Source organism: Micromonospora noduli, from assembly GCF_003264475.1.
GTDB lineage: Bacteria > Actinomycetota > Actinomycetes > Mycobacteriales > Micromonosporaceae > Micromonospora > Micromonospora noduli.
The window spans coordinates 111204-132616 of sequence record NZ_PYAC01000012.1 but is presented as its reverse complement, the minus strand read 5'-3'; the positions used below and the strand labels follow the sequence as shown (position 1 = coordinate 132616).

The window sequence follows — 21413 nt, the reverse complement described above, 5'->3', positions numbered from 1 at the left end:
GTCGGATCCGGACACCGGCGGTGATGGCCGACACGCTGTGTCGTACCGCACTGGTAACTTGGTAGTTCACCTGTCAGCCAGCCACGCACATCTGAGGAGAACGCCTGTGTCCACTGGCAACGAGGCGCCCGCCACCTGGCTGTCCCAGGACGCGTACGACCGCCTCCAGGCCGAGCTCGACGAGCACATCGCCAACCGTCCGGCGATCGCAGCTGAGATCAACGCTCGGCGCGAGGAGGGCGACCTGCGGGAGAACGGCGGCTACCACGCCGCCCGCGAGGAGCAGGGCAAGGCCGAGGGTCGCATCCGCTACCTGCAGGAGCTGCTGCGCACCGCGAAGGTCGGCGAGGCCCCAACCGCCGATGCGGTGTCGCCGGGCATGGTGGTGACGATCTACTTCGACGACGACACCAACGACACCGAGACCTTCCTGCTCGGTTCCCGGGAGATCGCGGCCACGACCGACCTGACCGTCTACAGCCCCGAGTCCGCGCTGGGCAAGGCGATCCTGGGCGGTCGGGCCGGGCAGACCTGCACCTACACGGCGCCCAGCGGCGCCGACATCAAGGTGACAGTGGTCAGCTTCGAGCCGTTCTCCGGCTGACCGTCGCCGGTCGCGTCACCCGCTGCCGGCCGGCTCAACCGGCTCCGGCACCCGCTGTCGAAACACCGCGCATCCGAGGCGTGGCACCCACCGGTGTCACGCCTCGGCCGCGAAGACCACCTGGTAGCCGCTGGCCCGTAGGGCGCTGATCAGGGTGTCCGAGTGCTCGACGCCCCGGGTCTCCACCGACAGCGCCACCTCCACCTCGCCGAGGCTGAGGTGCGGATTGGCCCGCTGGTGCTCCACGTCCACCACGTTGGCCCGGTGCTCGGCGATCTGGCTGAGCAGCGACGCGAGCTGCCCCGGCCGGTCCGAACAGCGGACGGTCACCCGCAGGTAGCGACCTGCCGCGGCCAACCCGTGCTCGATCACCCGCAGCATCAGCAACGGGTCGATGTTGCCGCCGGAGAGCACCGCGACCACCGGCGTCTCCACCTCGACCACGCCGGCCAGCAGGGCGGCCACACCCACCGCCCCGGCCGGCTCGACCACCTGCTTGCCCCGCTCCAGCAGCATCAGCAGGGCCCGGGAGATGTCCTCCTCGGAGACCGTGACGATCTCGTCGACCAGCTTGCGCACGTGGTTGAAGGTGATCTCGCCCGGCCGGCCGACCGCGATGCCGTCGGCGATGGTGGAGAAGACGGGCAGCCGGACCGGTTCCCCGGCTACCAGTGAGGGCGGGAACGCCGCCGCCCCGGCCGCCTGCACGCCGATGATCCGGACGTCCGGGCGCAACGCCTTCGCGGCCACCGCCATGCCCGAGATCAGACCACCGCCACCCACCCCGGTGATGATCGTCTTCACCTCCGGGCACTGTTCGAGGATCTCCAGCGCCACAGTGCCCTGCCCGGCGATCACATCGGGGTGATCGAACGGGTGGATCAGCACCGCGCCGGTGCGCTCGGCGTACGTGTGCGCCGCTACCAGCGACTCGTCGACGGTGTTCCCGGCCAATTCGACCTGCGCGCCGTACCCCTTGGTGGCTGCCACCTTCGGCAGCGGCGCGTTGACCGGCATGAAGACGGTGGCGTGCGTGCCGACCAGGCCGGCGGCGAGAGCCACTCCCTGCGCGTGGTTGCCCGCGCTCGCCGCGACCACGCCGCGCTCCCGCTCCGCCGCCGACAACCGGGAGATCCGCACGTACGCGCCCCGCACCTTGTACGAGCCGGCGCGCTGCACGTTCTCGCACTTGAGCCACGTCGGCCCGCCCAGCGCCGCGCTGAGCGGCCGGGAGGGCTCCAGTGGGGTGGTGCGGGTGACGCCGGCGAGCAACTCCCGTGCGGCTCGCACATCGTCGAGACCGACCAGTTCCGTCATGCCCCGATCGTGCCACCCGACTCCGGAGCCCTCGGCGGCGACACCGGAGTGCCCGACAGCGCGCACACAGTCGGACGGTCAGGCGGTTGCCGGCGACTCCGTGCCGACCCGGGGGTAGCCGGGAGCGTGGCGCGTCCACGGGGCGGCCATCTCGAACTGACCGGCCACACCGAGCAGCAGCAGCTCCGAGCCGGGCGGACCGACCAGCTGCACGGCGACCGGCAGGCCGTCCGGGCGGCGGCCGACCGGCACGACGACCGCCGGCAGGCCGGCGATGTTCCAGGGTGCGGCGTACGGGGCGTACCGGATGTTGGCTGTCATGTTCGCCCGCCAGGACCGCTCCGACCAGCGGGCCGCCTCCGGTGGCGCGCCGGCCAGCGCAGGGGTGAGCAGCAGGTCGACCGAGTGGTCGGTGAAGAAGTCGACCGACCGTTGCCGCCAGGCGGCCCGGTCCGCCTCCCGCACGTAGCCGCGACGCTGCGCCCACTCGCCCAGCGCGACGTGCCGCCGGGTACGCCGTTGCAGGCCACGCCGGTCCAGACCGGAGGCCCGGACGTCGGTGGCGGCTGCCGCGAACCAGGTGGCGATGCCCTGCAGGCCGAGCGCTGTCGGGTAGACCGGATCGGCCGGCACCGTGTCGTGCCCGGCGGCGGCGAGGAGCCGACCGGCGGCGGCGACCGCGTCCCGGTTGGGCGCGTCCGGTGCGACACCGCGCACCGGGGAGCGCAGCGAGACACCCACCCGCAGCCGCTGCGGGGGGACCAGCTTCTCGGGACGCCGGCCGGCGAGCACCGAGAAGCCGACCGCCGCGTCGGCGACAGTGCTGGTCAGCATGCCGTGCTCGGTGAGGCCGAACCAGTCGTCCGCCCCGAGCTGGCAGGGGACCACGCCCCGGCCGGGCTTGAGCCCGACAAGTCCGCAACAGGCCGCGGGAATCCGGATCGAGCCGAGACCGTCGTTGGCGTGCGCGATCGGCACCAGCCCGGCGGCGACCGCGGCGGCGGCACCACCCGAGGACCCACCGGGGGTACGCGTGCTGTCCCACGGGTTACGGGTCACCGCGCTGTCGTCGTCGGTCAGCGCCCACAGCCCCAGCTCCGGCATCCGGGTCACGCCGAGGATCACCGCACCGGCGCCGCGCAGCCGACGCACCACCTCGTGGTCGGCCTCCGCCACGTCGGTGCGGGCGGCGGCCGACCCGTTCCAGGTGGGCAGGCCGGCGACCGGGGTGTTCTCCTTGACCGCCACCGGAACCCCGGCCAGCGGCAGGTTCGCCAGGTCCTCCTGCTCGTCGACCTTCTCCGCCTCGGTGATCGCCTCACCGCCGCGAACGGCGCGGAACGCGGCCAGCTCACGGTCGGCTCGGGAGATGTACTCGAGGTGGTCGGCGACGACCTGGGTCGCCGAGACGTCACCTCGGCGTACGCCCCGGGCGATCTGCTTTGCGGTCGCTCCGACCCAGGTCGCCATGATGTCCTGCACGGCCATCCTCCCCCAGCGGTCAGCCCAGCGCCTGCTCCAGATCGGCGAGTAGGTCGTCGACCGTCTCGATGCCGACAGACAGTCGCACGAGATCGCCGGGAACTTCAAGCGGCGAGCCGGCAGCACTTGCGTGTGTCATCCGACCCGGGTGCTCGATCAGGGATTCCACACCACCCAGCGACTCGGCGAGCACGAAGAGCTTGGCCCGGTTGCAGATGTCCACGGCGTGGTCCTCACCACCGGCGGCGCGGAACGAGATCATGCCGCCGAACCGGCGCATCTGCTTGGCGGCCACCTCGTGACCGGGGTGCGAGGGCAGCCCCGGATAGAGCACCTGGGCGACCTTGGCGTGACCGTCGAGGTACGCGGCGAGCCGCTCGGCGTTGTCGCAGTGCCGGTCCATACGTACCCCGAGGGTCTTGATGCCTCGCAGGGTGAGCCAGGCGTCGAACGGGCCGTTGATCGCACCCATTGCGTTCTGGTGGTAGCGCAACTCCTCGCCGAGCCCGGCGTCTGCGACGACGAGAGCGCCACCGACCACGTCGGAGTGCCCGCCGACGTACTTGGTGGTGGAGTGCACCACCACGTCCGCGCCGAAGGCGATCGGCTGCTGCAGGTACGGCGAGGCGAAGGTGTTGTCCACCACCAGCAGGGCGCCCGCGTCGTGTGCCACGGCGGCCAGGGCGGCGATGTCGGCGATGCCGAGCAGCGGGTTGGTCGGCGTCTCCACCCAGACGATCTTCGTGCGGCCGGGCTGCACGGCCGCCCGGACCGCATCCGGGTCGGAGACCTTGGCCGGGCTGAACTCCAGGCCCCAACGCTGGGCGACCCGGGCGAAGAGCCGGTACGTGCCGCCGTACGCGTCGTCCGGGATCACCACGTGGTCGCCGGGCTGGCACACGGCCCGCAGCAGGGTGTCCTCCGCCGCCAGGCCGCTGGCGAAGGCGAGCCCCACCGGCCCACCCTCCAGCGCCGCCAGGCACTCCTGGAGCGCATCACGGGTCGGGTTGCCGGAGCGGCTGTACTCGTAGCCGAGGCGAGGTGCGCCGACGGCGTCCTGGGCGTACGTGCTGGTCTGGTAGATCGGTGGGATCACCGCGCCGGTGCGGGCCTCGGGGTCCTGACCGGCGTGGATGGCGAGCGTCTCGAAGCCGTGACTCATTCTGGTGAGGCTAGTGCCCCGTCTCGCAGGCTGGAACGGAACCCGCGCTCCCGGGCGAGGGCCGGACCGACCGGCCCGACCCTCGCGCTGCGCAGGCCCGGTCAGGCGGCCGGGACGGGCAGGACGTGCAGGGTCGCCGGACGGGCTCCGGTCCAGTCCGAGGTGACCGCGTAGACCCGGGTTTCGTTCGGCGCCCAGGCCAGCCCTCCGGCACTGAGTTCATCGCCCAACTCGTAGCGGGCCTGTTCGGTGCCGTCCGCGGCGAAGACGAAGACGTCCGGGGCGTAGGCGGCGTCGGCGCCGGCGGCGATCCGGGTGCCGAGACGCGACAGCTCGACGGCCCGCGGGTAGGGACCGGTGGCGTACGTCGCGCTGGGGGTGGCGATGTCGGCGAACGGGAACGCCTGCACCAGTGGCGGGGAGCCGGCAGCCGTGTAGAGGGTGGTGCCGGTCGGGTCGAGGGCGATGTCGCGCAGGTTGCTGCCGACGGCCGAGAACTGGTTGGTCCGCAGCATGGTCAGCGCTCCTGCGGCACCGATCCCGTAGGCGTACACCGACGCCGGGCTCAACCCCGGCTGACCGGCGAGCAGCACCGCCCGGTTCTGACTGGCGGCGGCCAGCAGCGGAGCGTAGTAGAAGTCCTCGCTGACCAGGCCGGTGCTGAGGCGGGCCGGTTGGCGTCCCAGGTCGATCCGGCCGATGTTGCCGCCCCACTGGTCACAGCCGTAGCCGAACCACAGGTACCGGCCGGTCAACGCCAGCGACGACGGGCACTCGCCCGCGCCGGTGTCGTACCGGGCGGACTCGAGCAGCGAGCCGGTGTCGAAGGCGGCGATGGCGTTGGCGGTGGGCAGCGCCACGTAGAGGGTCCGCCGGTCGGCGCTGAGCAGAAGGTCGGTGGGGCCGGGCAGGCCCGACAGCGTGCCGACCACAGTGCCTGTCGCGCTGGTCACCACGACATCAGTGGCGGAGCTGCCACCACTGACGAAGACCCGGTCACCGGCAGACACCACGTCGGCCACAGTGCTCAGCGGCAGTGGGGTGGCGGTCGGCGCGGCGGCCGCCTGGGCGTGGCCCGGGGTCGCGCCGGTGAGCAGCCCGGCGGTGAGCGCCGCCAGCGCCAGGGTGAGGCCTCTTCTGGTCTGCAAGCTTGGTCCTTTCGGAGCATCGACGCGCACGCCGATGGCCGGGATCGCCCCGCACTCATCCATTCACGTAGATGAGTACCACAGTCGGTTCACGCGTGGGGGGCACCGTGACCCGCGAGGCCGCCGGCATAGCCTGGCCCGATGAGCGGTTGCGTGTTCTGCGGGATCGTGACGGGCGAGGTGCCGGCGTTCCGGGTGGCCGACACCCCGGACGGGGTGGCGTTCCTGGACACCCGGCCGGTGTTCAAGGGGCATGTCCTGGTGGTGCCCCGGGTGCACCTGGTGACCCTCGCCGAGTTGCCGGCCGACCTGCTGCCCGACTACTTCGCCATGGTCCAGCGGCTGGCGGTGGCGGTGGAGACCGCTCTCGGCGCCGGTGGGACGTTCGTGGCGATGAACAACAAGGTGTCCCAATCGGTGCCTCACCTGCACACCCACGTGGTCCCGCGTACGAAGGGCGACGGGTTGCGGGGCTTCTTCTGGCCACGCACCCGGTACGACGACGACACCGAGGCCCAGACGTACGCGGACCGGATCGCAGCGGCTCTCCCCGGGGGGCCTGACTCATCCTCACGCGGGTAAGAAAGCCAGACCCTCCGGTGTTACACGCTGGGAGAGGTACGAGAGGAGATCCCCACGTGTTTTTGCGCCGTATGAACGCCGATATGGTCTCGCCCGACCAGGCCCTGCCGGGCCGTCAGATCGCCATGCCGGTCGCCGACCGCCACGAGGTGCTGGGCACCCCGTTGAAGGGCCCGTTCCCTGAGGGCCTCCAGGTCGCGGTCTTCGGCATGGGCTGTTTCTGGGGCGCCGAGCGGCTGTTCTGGACGCTGCCCGGCGTCTACACCACCTCCGCCGGCTACGCGGGTGGCATCACCAAGAACCCGACGTACGAGGAGACGTGTTCCGGCCGGACCGGGCACGCCGAGGTCGTCCAGGTGGTGTACGACCCAAGCAAGATCAACTATGAGGATCTGTTGAAGGTCTTCTGGGAGAACCACGACCCGACCCAGGGCATGCGCCAGGGCAACGACGTGGGCACCCAGTACCGCTCGGCGATCTACACGACCACCGACGAGCAGCGGACCATCGCGGAGTCGTCCCGGGACGCGTTCCAGCCGATCGTGACGCGGGCCGGCAAGGGTGAGATCACCACCGAGATCGCCCCGCTCGGCAGCTACTACTTCGCCGAGGACTACCACCAGCAGTACCTGGCGCCGACCAAGAACCCGAATGGTTATTGCAACCACGGCCCGAACGGCATGAGCTGCCCGGTGGGCGTCGCCAAGGTCGCCACCGACCACTGACCGCCGACGACGGCAAGATCGTCCGACGGACTCGGCGCCATACGCCGGGCTCCGATCGGACGATCTTCGCTGACGACCGCTGGCATACTCGCCGACGTGGCTTCCGGTGTTGGAGGGTTGAGCGTTGACGTGCGTCAGCTGCGAGAGGCGGTCAGCGGCCTGCTCGGTCAGATAGAGGCAGAGCGCGGACCGCTGGTGGCGGTCGATCGCGACAATTACTGGCTCGTGGAGCTGCAAGACGCCTTCGACTTCGGTTCGGATGCCGCCGGCAAGCAGTCGGGGCTCGGGGTCGGGCAACTCTCCGACGATGTCGAGTCGGTCGACCAGACGGTGCGCAGCCTGAGAGCCGACGGCCGCGTTGTGTCGCCGTGGCACGACCTTGAACATGCTGTGGGTTTGCTGCGGGCTCTGGCCCTGGCTCGACCTTCCGTGAATCGAAGCGGCACGCTTTGACTCGCGGGCAGCTGTCCGGCCGGTGCGGCGCCCAGAAATACCTCACCGTTCGCCAGGGTTCAAGAACCCGAACGGGTACTGCAACCACGGCCCGAACGGGCTGAGCTGCCCGGTCGGAGTCGCCCGAGTCGGCGGCTGACCACAATTGCGTTAACTGGCAAGGCCACTGGGTTTGCACCCAGTGGCCTTGTGCGGTGTTGGGCTCGTTTCGGTGGCCTGGTCGTCAGCAACAGCGCTGCCCCACCCGACGGCTGTTCCCGTTCGCCCGGAATGCCCGTCAGCGTGGTGCGTCTGGACCGGTCTCGTACGCGCACGAAGACGAGCATCTGCCACTGGCCGCATCTTCCACGATCAGTGCCGAATTATCCGCGCTAAGCCAGTAGCGCTGCCCCGGCTGGACAAGCACGGGCCGCCGCAAAACGAGCGGCGCACCGCCGCCCAGTCTCACCTCAGATATGAGCGTCAACCGCTCTGCGCGCGTCTCACCTGCCATCGACCAACGATACTCCCGGGCCTCTCCGGCCGGCCAAATGCGGGCGCGGCACGCATCGTCGGACGTAGTAGCGCACTGGCCGCCAGGGTCCAAGAACCCGAACGGATACTGCAACCACGGCCCGAACCGGCTGAGCTGCCCGGTCGGCGTGGTCCGAGTCGGCGGCGGGCCAGGGGCGGCGCCTGCTACGTCTCAGCGACGTACACGCCCGACCCCCGGACGCCGACCACGATCCCCCGGGCTTTCAACCCCTCAACGGCGCGCGCCACGGTCCGCCGGGCCGAGCCGTATTCATCGGCCAGCGCGTCGTACGTCGGGAGGCGCTGCCCGCGCGGAAACTCGCCAGCGCCGATGCGCCGCAACAGATCAGTCTCGATCTCATGCGCGGTGTGGGGTATCGGCACGCACACAGGCTGCGCCTACCCACATCAGAGACTACTTACACCCATTGCCCTACTGGCACTAATGGCACTACTGTCGAATCTGCGCGGTGGGTAGTGGATCTGGGATCGGTGCCCGTCGCTGCACCCCAGGGGCGTCCGCCGGTCTCGCCGATCATGCGGGCGCCCCTCACACGGCAGGGAGTAGCGATGTTCAGTGCGCGGGCAGAGGGCGACCAGCCGGTGCGGGTGCCAGTTGATCTAGAAGTGTCGACATGGAACCTCGTCGTCACCGGCCGAGTCACGTGCGGAAAATGCTGGCGGTCGCTACGGATCGACACAGCCACGACACCCGGCGAGATTGCCGAAGTCGTCGGTGACCACCAAGGGCGCTGCACGCGGACCCAGCTACGGCCGGGACCCTAACTCCGCCGGGGCCGCCAACCATCTCGGCGGCTACCGCGCTGCCCGCGACAGTCAGGCGAGCGGAATCCCGGCCTTCTCCATGAGGTATGTCCCGTGAGCGGTGAGCAGGACGCCAAGAGAGGTGGTCGCTACATCGCCGATCCTGCCTAACACGCGCTTCAGCACCGACTTGACCACTCCCGCGTCAGGCTCGTCGCTCTCCAACTCGCCTTCTGCTACCTCCAATTGGCCGCGCAGGCGCGCTGACTCGTCCTCGGTCAGACCTAGCACTGGAAGCGCCTGTCTGATCGCAGCCATGAGCGCCGCGAGTTCATCGCCGGCAAGACCGGTACTTGTCGTCGCGGCCTGTGTGATCTCGCGGCTACTCCAAGCCACGTTGCTGCCCGTCACCGGGCCGTGGAAGTTCACTGTCGTGTTTCCGGCCTTGCCTTCGTTGTGGCTCAAATAGGCGGCCACTGATCCCCCAAACTGCTCTGCACAGTCGACGCCACGATCAGTCAGCCGAGGAGTCCACCAAGGCCCCTCGTCCGTCTCATCCACGTCGGCCATACGCTTCTGCGCCAGATAAGCCGTGGCCTGACGTATGTCACTCCGGGTGAACAAGTCGCCCTCAAAACGGCCAAATCGGCTGTCAAGTAGCGAACGCAGCTCCCTCCCTTGATGGTCGGGCGCTACATGCAGGAATCGCACTATCGCGTCACGTGCGGCACTGTTGCGCTGGACCGGGTCCAGTCGACGCAGACCACGCGATTCGACGTCCGCGCGGCCGGCGTCCGTGATCATGACTTTGATGTTCTCGAAGCTCTTAGCTTCGAAGAGCTTGATCAGCCCTAGCCCGTCCAACTCCAGGAGGGTTTTCCGCCAAAGGTCCTCTAGCACGGGTTCCTGCCATGTCCCCGACAGATCCATGATCCACGACTCCTTGCCCGGGTGGTCGCGGTCGTAGTAGTAGAGGGAATCCATTAGGCGTCTTTGACGACGATCCGTCTCACTCACGTTGCCCTCCTCAGGGCAGAGACAGTATCGCCGTCCGACCAGGAACACGTGCTCTAGCGCATCGGGCCTAGAGCTGACGGCGCGCCGCGTTAGCTCGGTCTGGACTTGTCACGGCGGGCGCTCGACTAGCAGACGAAGACGGTGTTGTTCACGGCCGGAACACCGCCACGCCGTTCGCCAGGGCCTGAGAACCTGAACGGTTACCGCAACCACGGCCCGAACGGGCTGAGCTGCCCGGTCGGTGTGGCCCGTACCGCCAGCTGAATCGAGCCTGAACTCCGTCGCGCCCCCTCGCCCCGCTGCCGCCCAGCCACACCAAGATCACCAGGATCGCGCTCGCGGCGGCGCTGCCATGCCGTGCGACCCCGCTGTGCTGGCCGGGGCATTCCCGTTCGGCCCTGTGATCGAAATCCGTTGCCGAGCCCGACGAGAACTCGATAACGTGGCCGTACACGTGAAAGGAGGTGGTCCAGACTTGTATAGCAATCGGACTCGTGAGGTGGCTGTCAGCTAGCCGCTGTCCTCGACAGTGATCGGCTCGCCGCGAGGCGGGCAAAAAGCACCATCGTCGAGACCGTGTGGCAGCGGTGCGGCGAATCCACGACAGCCACCCGACCCCCGGGGTGCCGGCCAAGTCCAGCCGGCCCGCGCACATGCGCGGAGCGCCCCGGGGGTCGCTCCATATCCGCGGGAGTGGCGATGTCCATGCGCGAGCTGGTGGTGCTGGGGACGGCCAGCCAGGCGCCGACCCGTCAGCGCAACCACAACGGGTACGTGTTGCGCTGGGACGACGAGGTGATCCTCTTCGACCCGGGTGAGGGCAGCCAACGTCAGCTCCTGCACACAACGGTCACCGCCACCGACCTGACCCGGATCTGCGTCACGCACTTCCACGGCGACCACTGCCTCGGCCTGCCCGGCACCATCCAGCGGCTCTCCCTGGACCGGGTTGCGCACCCGGTCGCCGTGCACTTCCCCGCCGGCGGCGCCGAATACTTCACCCGGCTGCGGTACGCCACTTCCTTCTACGAGACCGCCGAGCTGCGGGTCGAGCCCATCGAGGCGGACGGGCAGCGGATCGCCCTGCGCTGCGGCACGCTGGAGGCACGCCGGCTCCGGCACCCCATCGAGACGTACGGCTACCGGCTGGTCGAGCCGGACGGGCACCGGATGCTGCCGGAGAAGCTGGCCGCGTACGGCATCGCCGGGCCGGCCGTCGGCGAGCTGATCCGCGTCGGGCACCTGGACCTCGACGGACGCCGCGTCACCCGGGCCGAGGTGAGTGTGCCCCGGCCGGGGCAGCGGTTCGCGTTCGTGATGGACACCGGCCTCTGCGACGAGGTGTACGCCCTCGCCGAGCACGCCGATCTGCTGGTCATCGAGTCGACGTTCCTGGAGTCGGAGGCCGCGCTCGCCGCCGAGGTCGGCCACCTGACCGCGGCGCAGGCCGCCCGGGTGGCGACCGAGTCCGGGGTACGACGACTCGTGCTCACCCACTTCTCCCAGCGCTACCCCGACCCGCGCCGGTTCCACGACGAGGCGCGCGCGCACTTCGACGGCGATCTGATCATCGCCGAGGATCTGACCACGGTGCAGCTCCCGCCGCGCCGGGTAGCCTCGGCCGGGTGACCGTCACGCTCCGCCCCGCGACCGAAGGCGACCTGATGGCGGTGGGTGCCCTGCACCAGCGCTCCCGGGTCGCCGCGTACTCCGCCTTCCTGCCGGCCGAGGCACTGGCCGACCCGACACCGGAGGCGATGGGGCGGTACTGGGTCGAGCGGTGGATCTGGGAGCGGGACACCCACCGAATGACAGTGGCCGAACGGGCCGGGGCGGTGGTCGGGTTCAGCCACCTGGGCCCGGACGACGAGGACGACCCCGCCACCGGGCTGCTCAACGCGATCCACCTCGACCCGGCCGAGCAGGGCCGCGGCGTCGGCCGCACCCTGATGGTGGACGCCCTGGACGCCATGCGGGCGCAGGGCTGGCGGCGTGCCGTGCTCTGGGTGCTGCGGGACAACGCCCACGCCCGCTCGTTCTACGAGCGCGGCGGCTGGACCCCGACCGGAGCGGAGCGTGAGGAGCACATCGGTACCGCCCTCACGCCCCAACTCCGCTACACCCGGCTGCTGGATGCCTGAACGAGGCCTCCGGCAGGCTCAGTGGGCGCCCAGGTGGGACAGGAGGTCCTGGCGGGTGAGCACGCCCTTGGGCTTGCCGTCGACCAGCACCAGGGCGGCGTCGGACTTCTCCAGCATGCCCACCGCCTCGCTCACCGGCTGACCACCACCGATCATCGGCAGCGGGTCGCCCATGTGCCGCTCGATCGTGTCGTGCAGGTGGGCCTGCCCGGTGAACAGCGCGTCGAGCAGGTCCCGCTCGGCGATCGAGCCGGCGACCTCACCGGTCACCACTGGCGGCTCGGCCTTGAGCACCGGCAGCTGCGAGACGCCGTACTCGCGCATGTAGTCGATCGCGTCGCGGACGGTCTCGGTCGGGTGCACGTGCACCAGCTCGGGCAGCCCGCCCGGCTTGCTGGCCAGCGCGTCGGCCACCGTCGGCTCGGCACCGGAGTTGTCGAGGAAGCCGTACCGGGCCATCCACGAGTCGTTGAAGATCTTGGAGAGGTAGCCACGACCGCCGTCGGGCAGCAGCACCACCACCACGTCGTCCGGGCCGGCCCGGCGGGCGACCTCCAGGGCGGCGACCACCGCCATTCCGCAGGAACCGCCGACCAGCAGCCCCTCCTCGCGGGCCAGTCGCCGGGTCATCTCGAAGGACGCCTTGTCGGAGACCTCCACGATCTCGTCGGCGACACCCCGGTCGTACGTCTCCGGCCAGAAGTCCTCGCCGACGCCCTCCACCAGGTACGGCCGGCCGGTGCCACCGGAGTAGACCGAGCCCTCCGGGTCGGCCCCGACGACGCGCACCCGACCCTCGGACGCCTCCTTGAGGTACCTGCCGATGCCGGAGATGGTGCCGCCGGTGCCGACGCCGGTCACAAAGTGGGTGAGCTCGCCGTCGGTCTGCTTCCACAGCTCCGGGCCGGTCGTCTCGTAGTGCGAGCGCGGGTTGGCCGGGTTGCTGTACTGGTTGGGCTTCCAGGCGCCGGGGATCTCCCGGGTCAGCCGGTCGGAGACGTTGTAGTACGAGCGCGGGTCCTCCGGCGCGACGGCGGTCGGGCAGACCACCACCTCGGCGCCGTACGCCCGGAGCACGTCCTGCTTGTCCTGGCTGACCTTGTCGGGGCAGACGAAGACGCACTTGTAGCCCTTGAGCTGGGCCACCAGGGCCAACCCGACGCCGGTGTTGCCGCTGGTCGGCTCGACGATGGTGCCGCCGGGCTTCAGCAGGCCGGCCGCCTCGGCGTCCTCCACCATCCGCAGCGCGATCCGGTCCTTCACCGAGCCGCCCGGGTTGACGTACTCCACCTTGGCCAGCACTGTGGCCTGGATGCCCTCGGTGACGTTACGCAGACGCACCAGCGGGGTGTTTCCGATCATGTCGACGACGTTGTCGTAGTACTGCACGGTGTGCCCTTCGTTGCGGCGCCGGCGGTGGGCGGCCGGGAAGACGTTTGCTCACCGCCCAGCGTACGTGTCGTCAGGGCACCAGCCCCCCGGGGATGACGGAGCTGCGGCGGGCCTCCCACTCCAGGAACCGGTCGGTCTCGGCGAGCACGCTGCCGGCCAACCAGGTGACCATGACCGCGTCGTCGGCCAGCCCGAAGATCGCCAGCGGGATCTCCGGGAGCAGGTCGATCGGCGAGACGATGTACGCCGTCGCCGCGGTCATCAGGGCCAGCCGAAGGCCGCCGTCGTACTCCCCCTTGGTGGTGGCCCTGATCATCCGGGGCAACGCGGCCAACCGCGTGCCGATCGACGGCCCGTTGCGCGCCCCGGCCGCCAGGGCCCGCGCCAGCGCCGTGAACGCCGCGCTGCGCTTCAGTGTCTTACCCATCGTCGCGCTCCTCTCCGCCGGATCAGCGTGGCGGGTCGGCGCAAGTCGGCCGGCCTCACCCACCCAGGTACCCCGTCGCGTCGGTTTCCAGGCACCCGGGTGCCGTCACGACGACAGCGGTGTGTCGGGCCAGCGCGATAATGTCGCGGTATGGGGGTGGCACATTCCGTCGTACCCGGTGGTGAGCGCTGGCGGCAGGCCCGGCGGTTCGTCCGGCTGGCCGCCATCGGGACAGGCGCCACCGCGGCGGCCGCGGTGGCGACCGGCGGGGTGCTGGTCGGCCAGGCCCGCCAGGCTCGACGGACCATCCCGATGGCCGAGGCGCCGCCGCCCCGCTGCGATGGGATGTACGGCGCGAAGTTCCCCGGTCCGGCGCTCACCATGGTCGTGCTCGGTGACTCGTCGGCGGCCGGCTACGGGGTGCACCGCCGTCGGGAGACGCCCGGGGCGTTGCTCGCCACCGGCCTGTCCCGTCGACTGCACCGGCCGGTGCGGCTGCACCGCTTCGCGGTGGTCGGCGCCATCTCGGCGGCGCTACGCCACCAGGTGGAGGCGGCGCTGGAGTGCCGACCCGACATCGCGGTGATCCTCATCGGCGGCAACGACATCACCAACCGCACCCCGCGCGGTCTGGCGGTGCGCTATCTGGTCGAGGCGGTGCACACCCTGCGCGACGCGGGGTGCGAGGTGGTCGTCGGCACCTGCCCCGACCTGGGCGCGATCCGTCCGATCCAGCCACCTCTGCGCTGGCTGGCGCACCGCTGGAGCCGCCAGCTCGCCGCTGCCCAGACGGTGGCCGTGGTCGAGGCGGGCGGGTGGACGGTCTCCCTCGGTGACCTGCTCGGCCCCCGGTTCGCGGCCGAGCCGACCCGGATGTTCGCCTGGGACCGGTTCCATCCCTCCGCCGAGGGGTACGCGATGGCCGCTGCCGCGCTCCTACCCACGATGCTCTCCGCCCTCGGCGCGACCCCGGAACGACGGGCCACAATGACGCGCGGCGACGGCGTACGGTCGCTGCCGAAGGCCGCGCAGGAGGCGGCTCGACACGCCGGCACGGAGGTCAGCGGCGTCCAGGTCCGGGGCCGCGACCGAGGGCCGGCCGGCCGGTGGGCGCAGCTGCGCCGACGGGCGTTCTTCGGTGTTGGCGCGGTGCCGCAGCGCGGGTCCGCCTCGGACACCTCGACAGTGGAGGGACTGGCATGAACGAGCGCAGCGCGCGGAGCGTGACCTCCGGCCTCGCCGGCCGACTGGGTCGGGCGGCGGCGATCTCGCTGTTCGCCGGCACCGTCGGGGGCGCCGCCGTCCTCGCAGGTGAGGCGTTCATCGCCCGGCACCGACGCTACGCCGAACCGGAGCTCGGCCTTGCCCTGCGGGCGACGATCGGCCGGGCGGGCGCTGCCCCGCTACGACTGGTGTTGCTGGGCGACTCGTCGGCACTGGGCGTCGGTGTCGACCGCCTGGAGGACACCATCGGCGGGCAGTTGGCCAACCTGCTCGCCGAGGGCCCGACCGGCCGCCGGGTCCACCTGTCCAGCGTCGGCGTCTCCGGGTCCCGCTCGACGGACCTCGCCACCCAGGTGGCCCGGGCCCTGCTGGGTGAGCGGCCCGACGTGGCGTTGATCCTGATCGGCGCGAACGACGCCACCGGGCTGCGCCGACCGTCCGACGCGGCGGCCTATCTCGGCGCGGCGGTGCACCGCCTGCGCGAGGCGCGCGTCGAGGTGGTGGTGGGCACCTGCCCCGACCTCGGGGCGGTGCGGGCCATCGCGCCTCCGCTGCGCCAGGTGGTCGGCTGGTCCGGGCGTCGGGTGGCCCGCGCGCAGACCACTGCCGTGCTGGAGGCGGGCGGCTCGGTGGTCGACCTGGCCACCGAGACCGGGCCGGTGTTCCGGGCCGACGCCGGGACGCTCTGCCAGGACGGCTTCCACCCCTCCGCCGACGGCTACCGGGTCTGGGCGCACGCGCTGTTGCCCGCCATCGTCGCCGCGGCGGCGGCCACGACCCGGCGCTAGATCGTCCCCGGCCAGGGTGACATTTCCCGCCGCGCCGGCTTCTTCCGCGCCATGTTACCGGCGGGTTAACGTTGGTCCATGCCGATTGAGTCGTCCCGCGACGCCGTCATCGTCGCCACCGCCCGCTCCCCCATCGGCCGGGCGCACAAGGGGTCCCTGCGCGACGTCCGCTCCGACGACCTCGCCGCGACCATCGTCCAGGCCGCGCTGGACAAGATCCCCGCGCTCGATCCGACCACGATCGACGACCTCTACCTCGGGTGCGGCCTGCCCGGCGGCGAGCAGGGCTTCAACATGGCCCGGGTGGTGTCCACCCTCCTCGGTCTGGACACTGTCCCCGGCGCCACGCTGACCCGCTACTGCGCCTCCTCGTTGCAGACCACCCGGATGGCGATGCACGCGATCCGGGCCGGCGAGGGCGACGTGTTCGTCTCCGCCGGCGTGGAGATGGTCTCCCGCTACGCCCGGGGCAGCTCCGACGGGCTGCCGCCCGAGGCGCAGGCCCTGGTCGGCGGCGGCTGGGAGAACCCCCGCTTCGGGCCGGCCGGTGAGCGCTCGAAGCGCCGCGCGCAGGGCGGCGCCGAGGTGTGGACCGACCCGCGTGAGGCCGGCGAACTGCCCGACATCTACCTGACCATGGGGCAGACCGCGGAGAACCTGGCCCAGGTGTACGACGTCACCCGCGCCGACATGGACGAGTTCGGCGTACGCAGCCAGAACCTCGCCGAGAAGGCCATCGCCGACGGTTTCTGGGCCCGGGAGATCACCCCGGTCACCACGCCGGACGGCACCGTGGTGAGCACCGACGACGGGCCCCGAGCCGGCGTCACCCTCGACGCGGTCGCCGGCCTGAAGCCGGTGTTCCGCCCGGACGGTCGAATCACCGCCGGCAACTGCTGCCCGCTCAACGACGGCGCCGCCGCCGTGGTGGTGATGAGCGCCCAACGGGCCGAGGAGCTCGGGCTCACCCCGCTGGCCCGGATCGTCTCGACCGGTGTGACAGCCCTGTCGCCGGAGATCATGGGTCTCGGGCCGGTCGAGGCGTCCCGGCAGGCACTGCGCCGAGCTGGCATGACCATCGACGACGTCGACCTCGTCGAGATCAACGAGGCGTTCGCCGCGCAGGTCATCCCCTCCTACCGCGAGCTGGGCATCCCGGAGGAGAAGCTGAACGTGATGGGCGGGGCCATCGCGGTCGGCCACCCGTTCGGCATGACCGGCGCCCGGATCACCGGCACCCTGCTCAACGCACTGGAGTGGCACGACAAGACCATCGGTCTGGAGACCATGTGCGTGGGCGGTGGCCAGGGCATGGCCATGGTGCTCGAACGGCTCAACTGAGCGAGCTGCCCTCAGAGCGCGCTGCGGGTCGCCGTCACCTCGGCGGCGGCCCGGCTCAGCGCCTCGTCCCCCGGGTCGGCGGCCAGCAGGTCCGCCGTGACCACCCGCAGCTGGTCGGGCAGGGCCAGGTCGTTGTCGAGCCGGGGCACCACCCGGCGCGGCTCCCCCTCGGCGTCGGCGGCCAGGTTGGCCACCTCCTGCACCAGGCGGTGCACCAGGTCGGCGCGGGACACGTTGCCGGCGGTCGCGACCGCCGCCCACCGGGGCTGCTGCCAGTGCGCGATCTGACGGACCAGCAACTGCACGGCCTTGTCCAACTCCGCTGCGCTCATCGCCGCCGAGTCTACGGCCGACACCGACCGCGCCGGGTCGGGCCGGTCAGCGGCGCAGGTAGCTGAGCAGCCGCAGCAACTGCCAGTAGAGGAAGACCAACCCGGTGAGCAGGCCGAACGCGCTCAGCCACGCGTACCGACGGGCTCGACCGTCGCGCACCGAGCGTTCGACGAGATCGAAGTCGAGGATGAAACTGAACGCCCCGGCGATGATGGCCACCACCGAGAAGGCGTACGGCAGCCAGCCGACCTCCCCGCTGACGCTGTAGACCGCCAGGCCCGGTCGCCCAGTGATCAGGTACGACACCAGGTTGACCACGCTGAGCACGGCGATGCCGAGCAGAGTGCCGATCACCAGGCGGGCCAGCCGAGGCGTCGCCCGGATCACCCGGGCCCGGTAGAGCGCCGCCATGCCGAGGAAGACACCGAAGGTGCCGGCCACCGCCTGCACCACGATGCCCGGGTAGACCTGCTCGAAGGTGCGGCTCGCCACCCCCAGCAGCAGGCCCTGGAGGACCGCGTAGCCGACGATCGGCACCGGGTTGGTGATCGCTCGCAACGAGATGACCAGGACCAGCGCTATCGAGGCGAGCGCGGTGCCGGCCAACGCGGCGCCCAGCCACACCGCGTCGGGGATCACCGCCCAGGACACCGCGGCGGCCGCGCCGGTCACGAGCAGCAACCCGACGGTACGGACCACCACGTCGTCGACGGTCATCGGCTCGACGTCGCGGGCGCCGAGCACCCGTGCCTCCACCCGGCTGGGCTCGTCCAGCCGGTTGAGCACCGGGTTGTTGCTGCGCACCGCCGCCTCCTTCGCCCGCGTACCCCCCGAAGTCACTCTGCCCCGGGCGGACCGGCGGCGGCGGGCAAACGGCGCGGACGACGGCGCCCGCCCCCACCGGAGTGGGGACGGGCGCCGGTCGGCAGTGCGGACGAGGTCAGTCGTCGCCCTGGAAGTAGCTCAGCAGGCGCAGGATCTCGATGTAGAGCCAGACCAGGCTGACCAGGATGCCGAACGCGGCCACCCAGGAGTAGCGCTGCGGCAGGCCCATCCGGACGCCGTCCTCGATCTCCTTGAAGCTGAGCACGAAGCTCAGCGAGGCGACCACGATGCAGACCAGGCTGAACCCGATGGCGAGCGGGCTGCCGTCGCGCAGGCCGGTGTTGACGCCGAACAGCGCCAGCACCAGGTTGATCATCATGACGGCGAAGAGGCCGACCATCACCGCGATCATGCCCTTGACGAAGGCCGGGGTGGCCCGGATGACCTTCGCCTTGTAGAGCATCGCCATCAGGAAGAAGATGCCGAAGCTGGCCACGGCGGCCTGGAGCACGATGCCGTCGTAACGCGTCTCGAACGCCTTGCTGACCATGCCGACGAAGACACCCTCGACGACCGCGTACGCGATCACGAGCGCCGGGTTGGCCATCCGGGAGAACGAAATGATCAAGCCGAGGACCAGGCCGACCACCGCCGCGCCGATCCACGCGGTACCGACCAGCGCGTCGGGCACGAGCACCCAGGCGGCCGCGGCGGTGATGCCGAGGATGCCGAGCAGAGCGACCGTCTTGACGACCACGTCGTCGACGGTCATCGGCGCCACGGTCGGCGGCGCGGCCGGGTAACCGGCCTGGGACGGGTACTGCTGGGGAATGCCGGGCTGTCCGTACGGCCCGGCCGGGGCGTACCCGGCGGAGCGCTCCCGCTCGGCCGCTTGGCCGAGCCGGGCGAGCACCGGGTTCGAGGTCTTCACTGTCTGGCCTCCCTCAGGGGGTCGTTTGCACGTGAACGTGCCCTCCAAGAGTAAACGGCAGAGCCAAGTCCTGGAGATCACGAATGAGAATGTGTGAGTCGACCGGTGCCCGGGGCGGGGGTCGAACCCGCACGCCTTTCGGCAGCCGCTTTTAAGGCGGCCGTGTCTGCCTTTCCACCACCCGGGCGAGTGGCACCGGCGCGCCGACACGCCTGATGCATTGTCACCGTAGCCGGTCTGCGGCGACCCGGCGTACCCCGCCGGCCTGGCCACATTAGGGTCGATGCCGTGAGCAGCGCAGCCCCCACGGCCCCCGACGCCGCCCCTGAGCAGGCATTCCGCCTCGCCGATCAGGTCAACCGCCGACCCCGGGCCACCCGGCTGCTGGCCGCCGTCCGCCGCCACCGGGCAGATCTGCTGGCCGCTCTGATCTTCGCGGTGCTGGCCGGCTGGCTCACGCACGGGCTGTGGCCCGACCCGGGCGCCCGCATCCTGGCGCTCAACCCGGAGGACCAGACCCTCTACGAGTGGTTCCTGGCGGTGGACGCCCGCGCGCTGCTCGGCGACTTCGACCTGCTCACCGACCGGCTCAACGCTCCCGACGGTGTGAACCTGATGGCCAACACCACGGTGATCGCCCTCGGCGTCCTCTTCGCGCCGGTCACCCTGCTGCTGGGCGCACCGGTCACCTTCGCGCTGCTCGCCGCCGGCAACCTCGCCGGCACCGCACTCGCCTGGTACCTGCTGTTCCACCGGACGCTGCGCGTCCGCCGGGTGGCCGCCGCACTCGGCGGCGGGCTGTGCGGATTCGGACCCGGCATGATGTCGCAGACCAACAGCCACCTGCACATGACCGCCCAGTGGCTGGTGCCGGTGATCGTCTGGCTGGTGGTCCGGCTGCTGCGGGCGGCCGACCCGGGGCCCGATACCCCCGACCAGGCCGGCAATACCCGAGCCACCGGGCCGGACCGTCGTCGGCTGTTCACCTCCGCGGCGGGGCTGGCCGGCGCGATCAGCGCGCAGGTCTTCATCGGCGAGGAGGTGCTCTTCCTCGCCGCGATCACGCTGCTGGTGATGGCGATCAGCTACGCCGTGGCGGACCGGGACCTGGCCCGCCGGGCGCTCCCCGGGTTCGCCGGCGGGTTGGCGATCGCCGCCGCGCTCGCCCTGCTGGTGCTCGGCTATCCGCTGTGGTTCCAGTTCGCCGGGCCGCAGGGAGTCGCCGACGGGATGTTCACCCCGGCCTACTTCTCCGCCGACCTGAGCAGTTGGTGGACGCTCTCCCCGCTGTCGGTGGCCGGCAGCGACGAATCCGCCCGGCTGACCACCGGCCCCGCCGAGTACAACACGTTCCTCGGCTGGCCACTGCTGCTGGTCGCCGGGGTCTGCGCGATCTGGGCCGGGCGACGCCGGCTGGTCTTCGCCTGCGTCGCGGCGGGCCTGGTGATGGGGGCGCTCTCGCTCGGCCCCGAGGTGGTGCTCGGCGGCACCAGGACGGCGATCCCCGGCCCGTACGCCCTGATCGGAGGGCTGCCGGTGGTGGACGGGGCGTTGCCGATGCGGTTCGCGCTGGCGTTGCTGCCGATCGTCGCGACGCTGCTGGTGCTCGCTGTCGACCGGGCCCTGCGCAGCTCCGGTCCGGCGCGGCGGCTGGTGCCCCTGGCCGTCGGAGTGGCGCTGCTGCCGATCTTCCCGACCCCCCTGCCGACCGCCGGACGACCCGCCGTGCCGGAGTTCATCACCGGCGGCCACTGGCGGCAGTGCGTACCGCCGGGCGGGGTGCTGGTCCCGGTGCCACTGCCAACCCCGAAGGAGCCCTGGCCGATGCGCTGGGCGACCGCCGCCGACGCCGGCTTCGGGCTGCCGGAAGGCTTCTTCATCGGCCCGTACGGAAGGGGCGGCACCGCGGCGATGGGCACCTTCAAACAGCCCACCTCCGCGCTACTGGCGGATGTGGCCCGCCGTGGCGACCAACCGGCCATCGGCGACGAGCAGCGCCGACAGGCCGTCCGCGATGCCGACTTCTGGGGCGCCTCCTGTGTGGCCCTGACCGACGACGCCCCCCACGCCCAGGCCCTGCGCGCCACCCTGGAGCAGCTCTACGGCCCACCCACCCGCATCGCCGACGCCTGGACCTGGCGGGTCTGAACACGCCTCGACGCACGTCCGACGACGCGCGCGACCGGCACCGGATGCGACAAGGGGCCCCTGCCTACCAGAAACGGTAGGCAGGGGCCCCTTCG

At 71.2% G+C, this 21413-nt stretch carries 20 protein-coding genes, 1 tRNA gene and 3 pseudogenes; 12 read left to right on the top strand and 12 right to left on the bottom strand.

All coding sequences use genetic code 11. The features are described 5' to 3' along the window. Nucleotides 1-106: 106 nt before the first annotated feature. The gene (gene greA / locus MED15_RS15430) at nt 107-604 is read left to right on the top strand and encodes a transcription elongation factor GreA (protein WP_091394193.1); all 498 of its coding nucleotides are present in this window, start codon (nt 107-109) and stop codon (nt 602-604) included. 96 nt (nt 605-700) lie between these two features. Here greA and ilvA read toward each other — a convergent pair whose 3' ends face one another. The 4 genes from ilvA to MED15_RS15410 all read right to left on the bottom strand — a co-directional run bounded on the left by ilvA (nt 701) and on the right by MED15_RS15410 (nt 5713). Beyond that, nucleotides 701-1921, bottom strand: coding sequence for a threonine ammonia-lyase (gene ilvA / locus MED15_RS15425; protein WP_091397178.1), 1221 nt, complete (start codon nt 1919-1921; stop codon nt 701-703). 78 nt (nt 1922-1999) lie between these two features. Further along, a complete protein-coding gene (locus tag MED15_RS15420) occupies nt 2000-3409 on the bottom strand; it encodes an amidase (protein ID WP_112582456.1) in 1410 nt (469 codons plus the stop codon). A gap of 13 nt (nt 3410-3422) precedes the next feature. After that, nucleotides 3423-4565 carry a cystathionine gamma-synthase gene (locus MED15_RS15415; protein WP_091394199.1) on the bottom strand — a complete coding sequence of 381 codons (1143 nt, stop codon included), beginning with the start codon at nt 4563-4565 and terminating at the stop codon, nt 3423-3425. Nucleotides 4566-4666: 101 nt separating this feature from the next. Continuing rightward, on the bottom strand, nt 4667-5713 hold the full coding sequence (locus MED15_RS15410) for a YncE family protein (RefSeq protein ID WP_112582457.1): 1047 nt from the start codon (nt 5711-5713) through the stop codon (nt 4667-4669). A 141-nt stretch (nt 5714-5854) separates the two neighbouring features. Between MED15_RS15410 and MED15_RS15405 the strand changes: the two genes are divergently transcribed. The 5 genes and pseudogenes from MED15_RS15405 to MED15_RS34230 all read left to right on the top strand — a co-directional run. Further along, entirely contained in the window at nt 5855-6295 is a 441-nt protein-coding gene (locus tag MED15_RS15405) for an HIT family protein (RefSeq protein ID WP_112582458.1), read from the top strand. 56 nt (nt 6296-6351) lie between these two features. After that, nucleotides 6352-7020 carry a peptide-methionine (S)-S-oxide reductase MsrA gene (gene msrA, locus MED15_RS15400; protein ID WP_112733114.1) on the top strand — a complete coding sequence of 223 codons (669 nt, stop codon included), beginning with the start codon at nt 6352-6354 and terminating at the stop codon, nt 7018-7020. Nucleotides 7021-7116: 96 nt separating this feature from the next. Continuing rightward, complete coding sequence (locus tag MED15_RS15395; RefSeq protein WP_146766720.1) at nt 7117-7473, top strand: hypothetical protein; 357 nt, start codon at nt 7117-7119, stop codon at nt 7471-7473. Nucleotides 7474-7534: 61 nt separating this feature from the next. After that, a pseudogene (locus MED15_RS15390) lies at nt 7535-7612 on the top strand (peptide-methionine (S)-S-oxide reductase MsrA); the annotation flags it as partial. Nucleotides 7613-8054: 442 nt separating this feature from the next. After that, nucleotides 8055-8132: pseudogene (locus MED15_RS34230) on the top strand (peptide-methionine (S)-S-oxide reductase MsrA); the annotation flags it as partial. 19 nt (nt 8133-8151) lie between these two features. Here the strand turns inward: MED15_RS34230 and MED15_RS15380 are convergent. After that, complete coding sequence (locus MED15_RS15380; RefSeq protein ID WP_244220467.1) at nt 8152-8370, bottom strand: GntR family transcriptional regulator; 219 nt, start codon at nt 8368-8370, stop codon at nt 8152-8154. A gap of 453 nt (nt 8371-8823) precedes the next feature. Next, nucleotides 8824-9768 (bottom strand): hypothetical protein, encoded by a 945-nt coding sequence (locus MED15_RS15375; protein WP_208646663.1) that lies wholly within the window; start codon nt 9766-9768, stop codon nt 8824-8826. A gap of 699 nt (nt 9769-10467) precedes the next feature. Here MED15_RS15375 and MED15_RS15365 point away from each other — a divergent pair. Then, nucleotides 10468-11397, top strand: coding sequence for a ribonuclease Z (locus MED15_RS15365; RefSeq protein ID WP_112736280.1), 930 nt, complete (start codon nt 10468-10470; stop codon nt 11395-11397). Continuing rightward, complete coding sequence (locus tag MED15_RS15360; RefSeq protein ID WP_112582464.1) at nt 11394-11909, top strand: GNAT family N-acetyltransferase; 516 nt, start codon at nt 11394-11396, stop codon at nt 11907-11909. Before MED15_RS15365 ends, MED15_RS15360 begins: the two co-directional genes overlap by 4 nt. 18 nt (nt 11910-11927) lie before the next feature. Here the strand turns inward: MED15_RS15360 and MED15_RS15355 are convergent, their stop codons facing one another. Continuing rightward, the gene (locus MED15_RS15355) at nt 11928-13298 is read right to left on the bottom strand and encodes a cystathionine beta-synthase (RefSeq protein WP_112582465.1); all 1371 of its coding nucleotides are present in this window, start codon (nt 13296-13298) and stop codon (nt 11928-11930) included. 73 nt (nt 13299-13371) lie between these two features. Next, nucleotides 13372-13728 (bottom strand): YkvA family protein, encoded by a 357-nt coding sequence (locus MED15_RS15350; protein WP_112582466.1) that lies wholly within the window; start codon nt 13726-13728, stop codon nt 13372-13374. A 150-nt stretch (nt 13729-13878) separates the two neighbouring features. Here MED15_RS15350 and MED15_RS15345 point away from each other — a divergent pair. From MED15_RS15345 to MED15_RS15335, 3 genes and pseudogenes are all read left to right on the top strand, one after another. After that, a pseudogene (locus MED15_RS15345) lies at nt 13879-14942 on the top strand (SGNH/GDSL hydrolase family protein); the annotation flags it as partial. Further along, complete coding sequence (locus MED15_RS15340; RefSeq protein ID WP_112601911.1) at nt 14928-15740, top strand: SGNH/GDSL hydrolase family protein; 813 nt, start codon at nt 14928-14930, stop codon at nt 15738-15740. The pseudogene MED15_RS15345 and the gene MED15_RS15340, both read left to right, overlap by 15 nt. A gap of 78 nt (nt 15741-15818) precedes the next feature. Then, nucleotides 15819-17081: an acetyl-CoA C-acetyltransferase gene (locus MED15_RS15335; RefSeq protein WP_112582469.1), complete on the top strand. Its 1263-nt coding sequence runs from the start codon at nt 15819-15821 to the stop codon at nt 17079-17081. Nucleotides 17082-17092: 11 nt separating this feature from the next. On the opposite strand, the gene MED15_RS15330 is transcribed toward MED15_RS15335, so the two are convergent. The 4 genes from MED15_RS15330 to MED15_RS15315 form a co-directional block, all read right to left on the bottom strand. After that, nucleotides 17093-17413, bottom strand: a complete 321-nt coding sequence (locus tag MED15_RS15330) for a hypothetical protein (protein WP_112582470.1) — start codon at nt 17411-17413, stop codon at nt 17093-17095. 46 nt (nt 17414-17459) lie between these two features. Continuing rightward, nucleotides 17460-18218: a Bax inhibitor-1/YccA family protein gene (locus tag MED15_RS15325; protein ID WP_112582471.1), complete on the bottom strand. Its 759-nt coding sequence runs from the start codon at nt 18216-18218 to the stop codon at nt 17460-17462. A gap of 136 nt (nt 18219-18354) precedes the next feature. Further along, on the bottom strand, nt 18355-19170 hold the full coding sequence (locus tag MED15_RS15320; RefSeq protein WP_091394231.1) for a Bax inhibitor-1/YccA family protein: 816 nt from the start codon (nt 19168-19170) through the stop codon (nt 18355-18357). Between the two features lie 106 nt (nt 19171-19276). After that, a tRNA-Leu gene (locus MED15_RS15315) sits at nt 19277-19357 on the bottom strand. A 101-nt stretch (nt 19358-19458) separates the two neighbouring features. On the opposite strand from MED15_RS15315, the gene MED15_RS15310 reads away from it, so the two are divergent. After that, a complete protein-coding gene (locus MED15_RS15310) occupies nt 19459-21318 on the top strand; it encodes a hypothetical protein (RefSeq protein WP_181541746.1) in 1860 nt (619 codons plus the stop codon). Nucleotides 21319-21413: the final 95 nt, after the last annotated feature.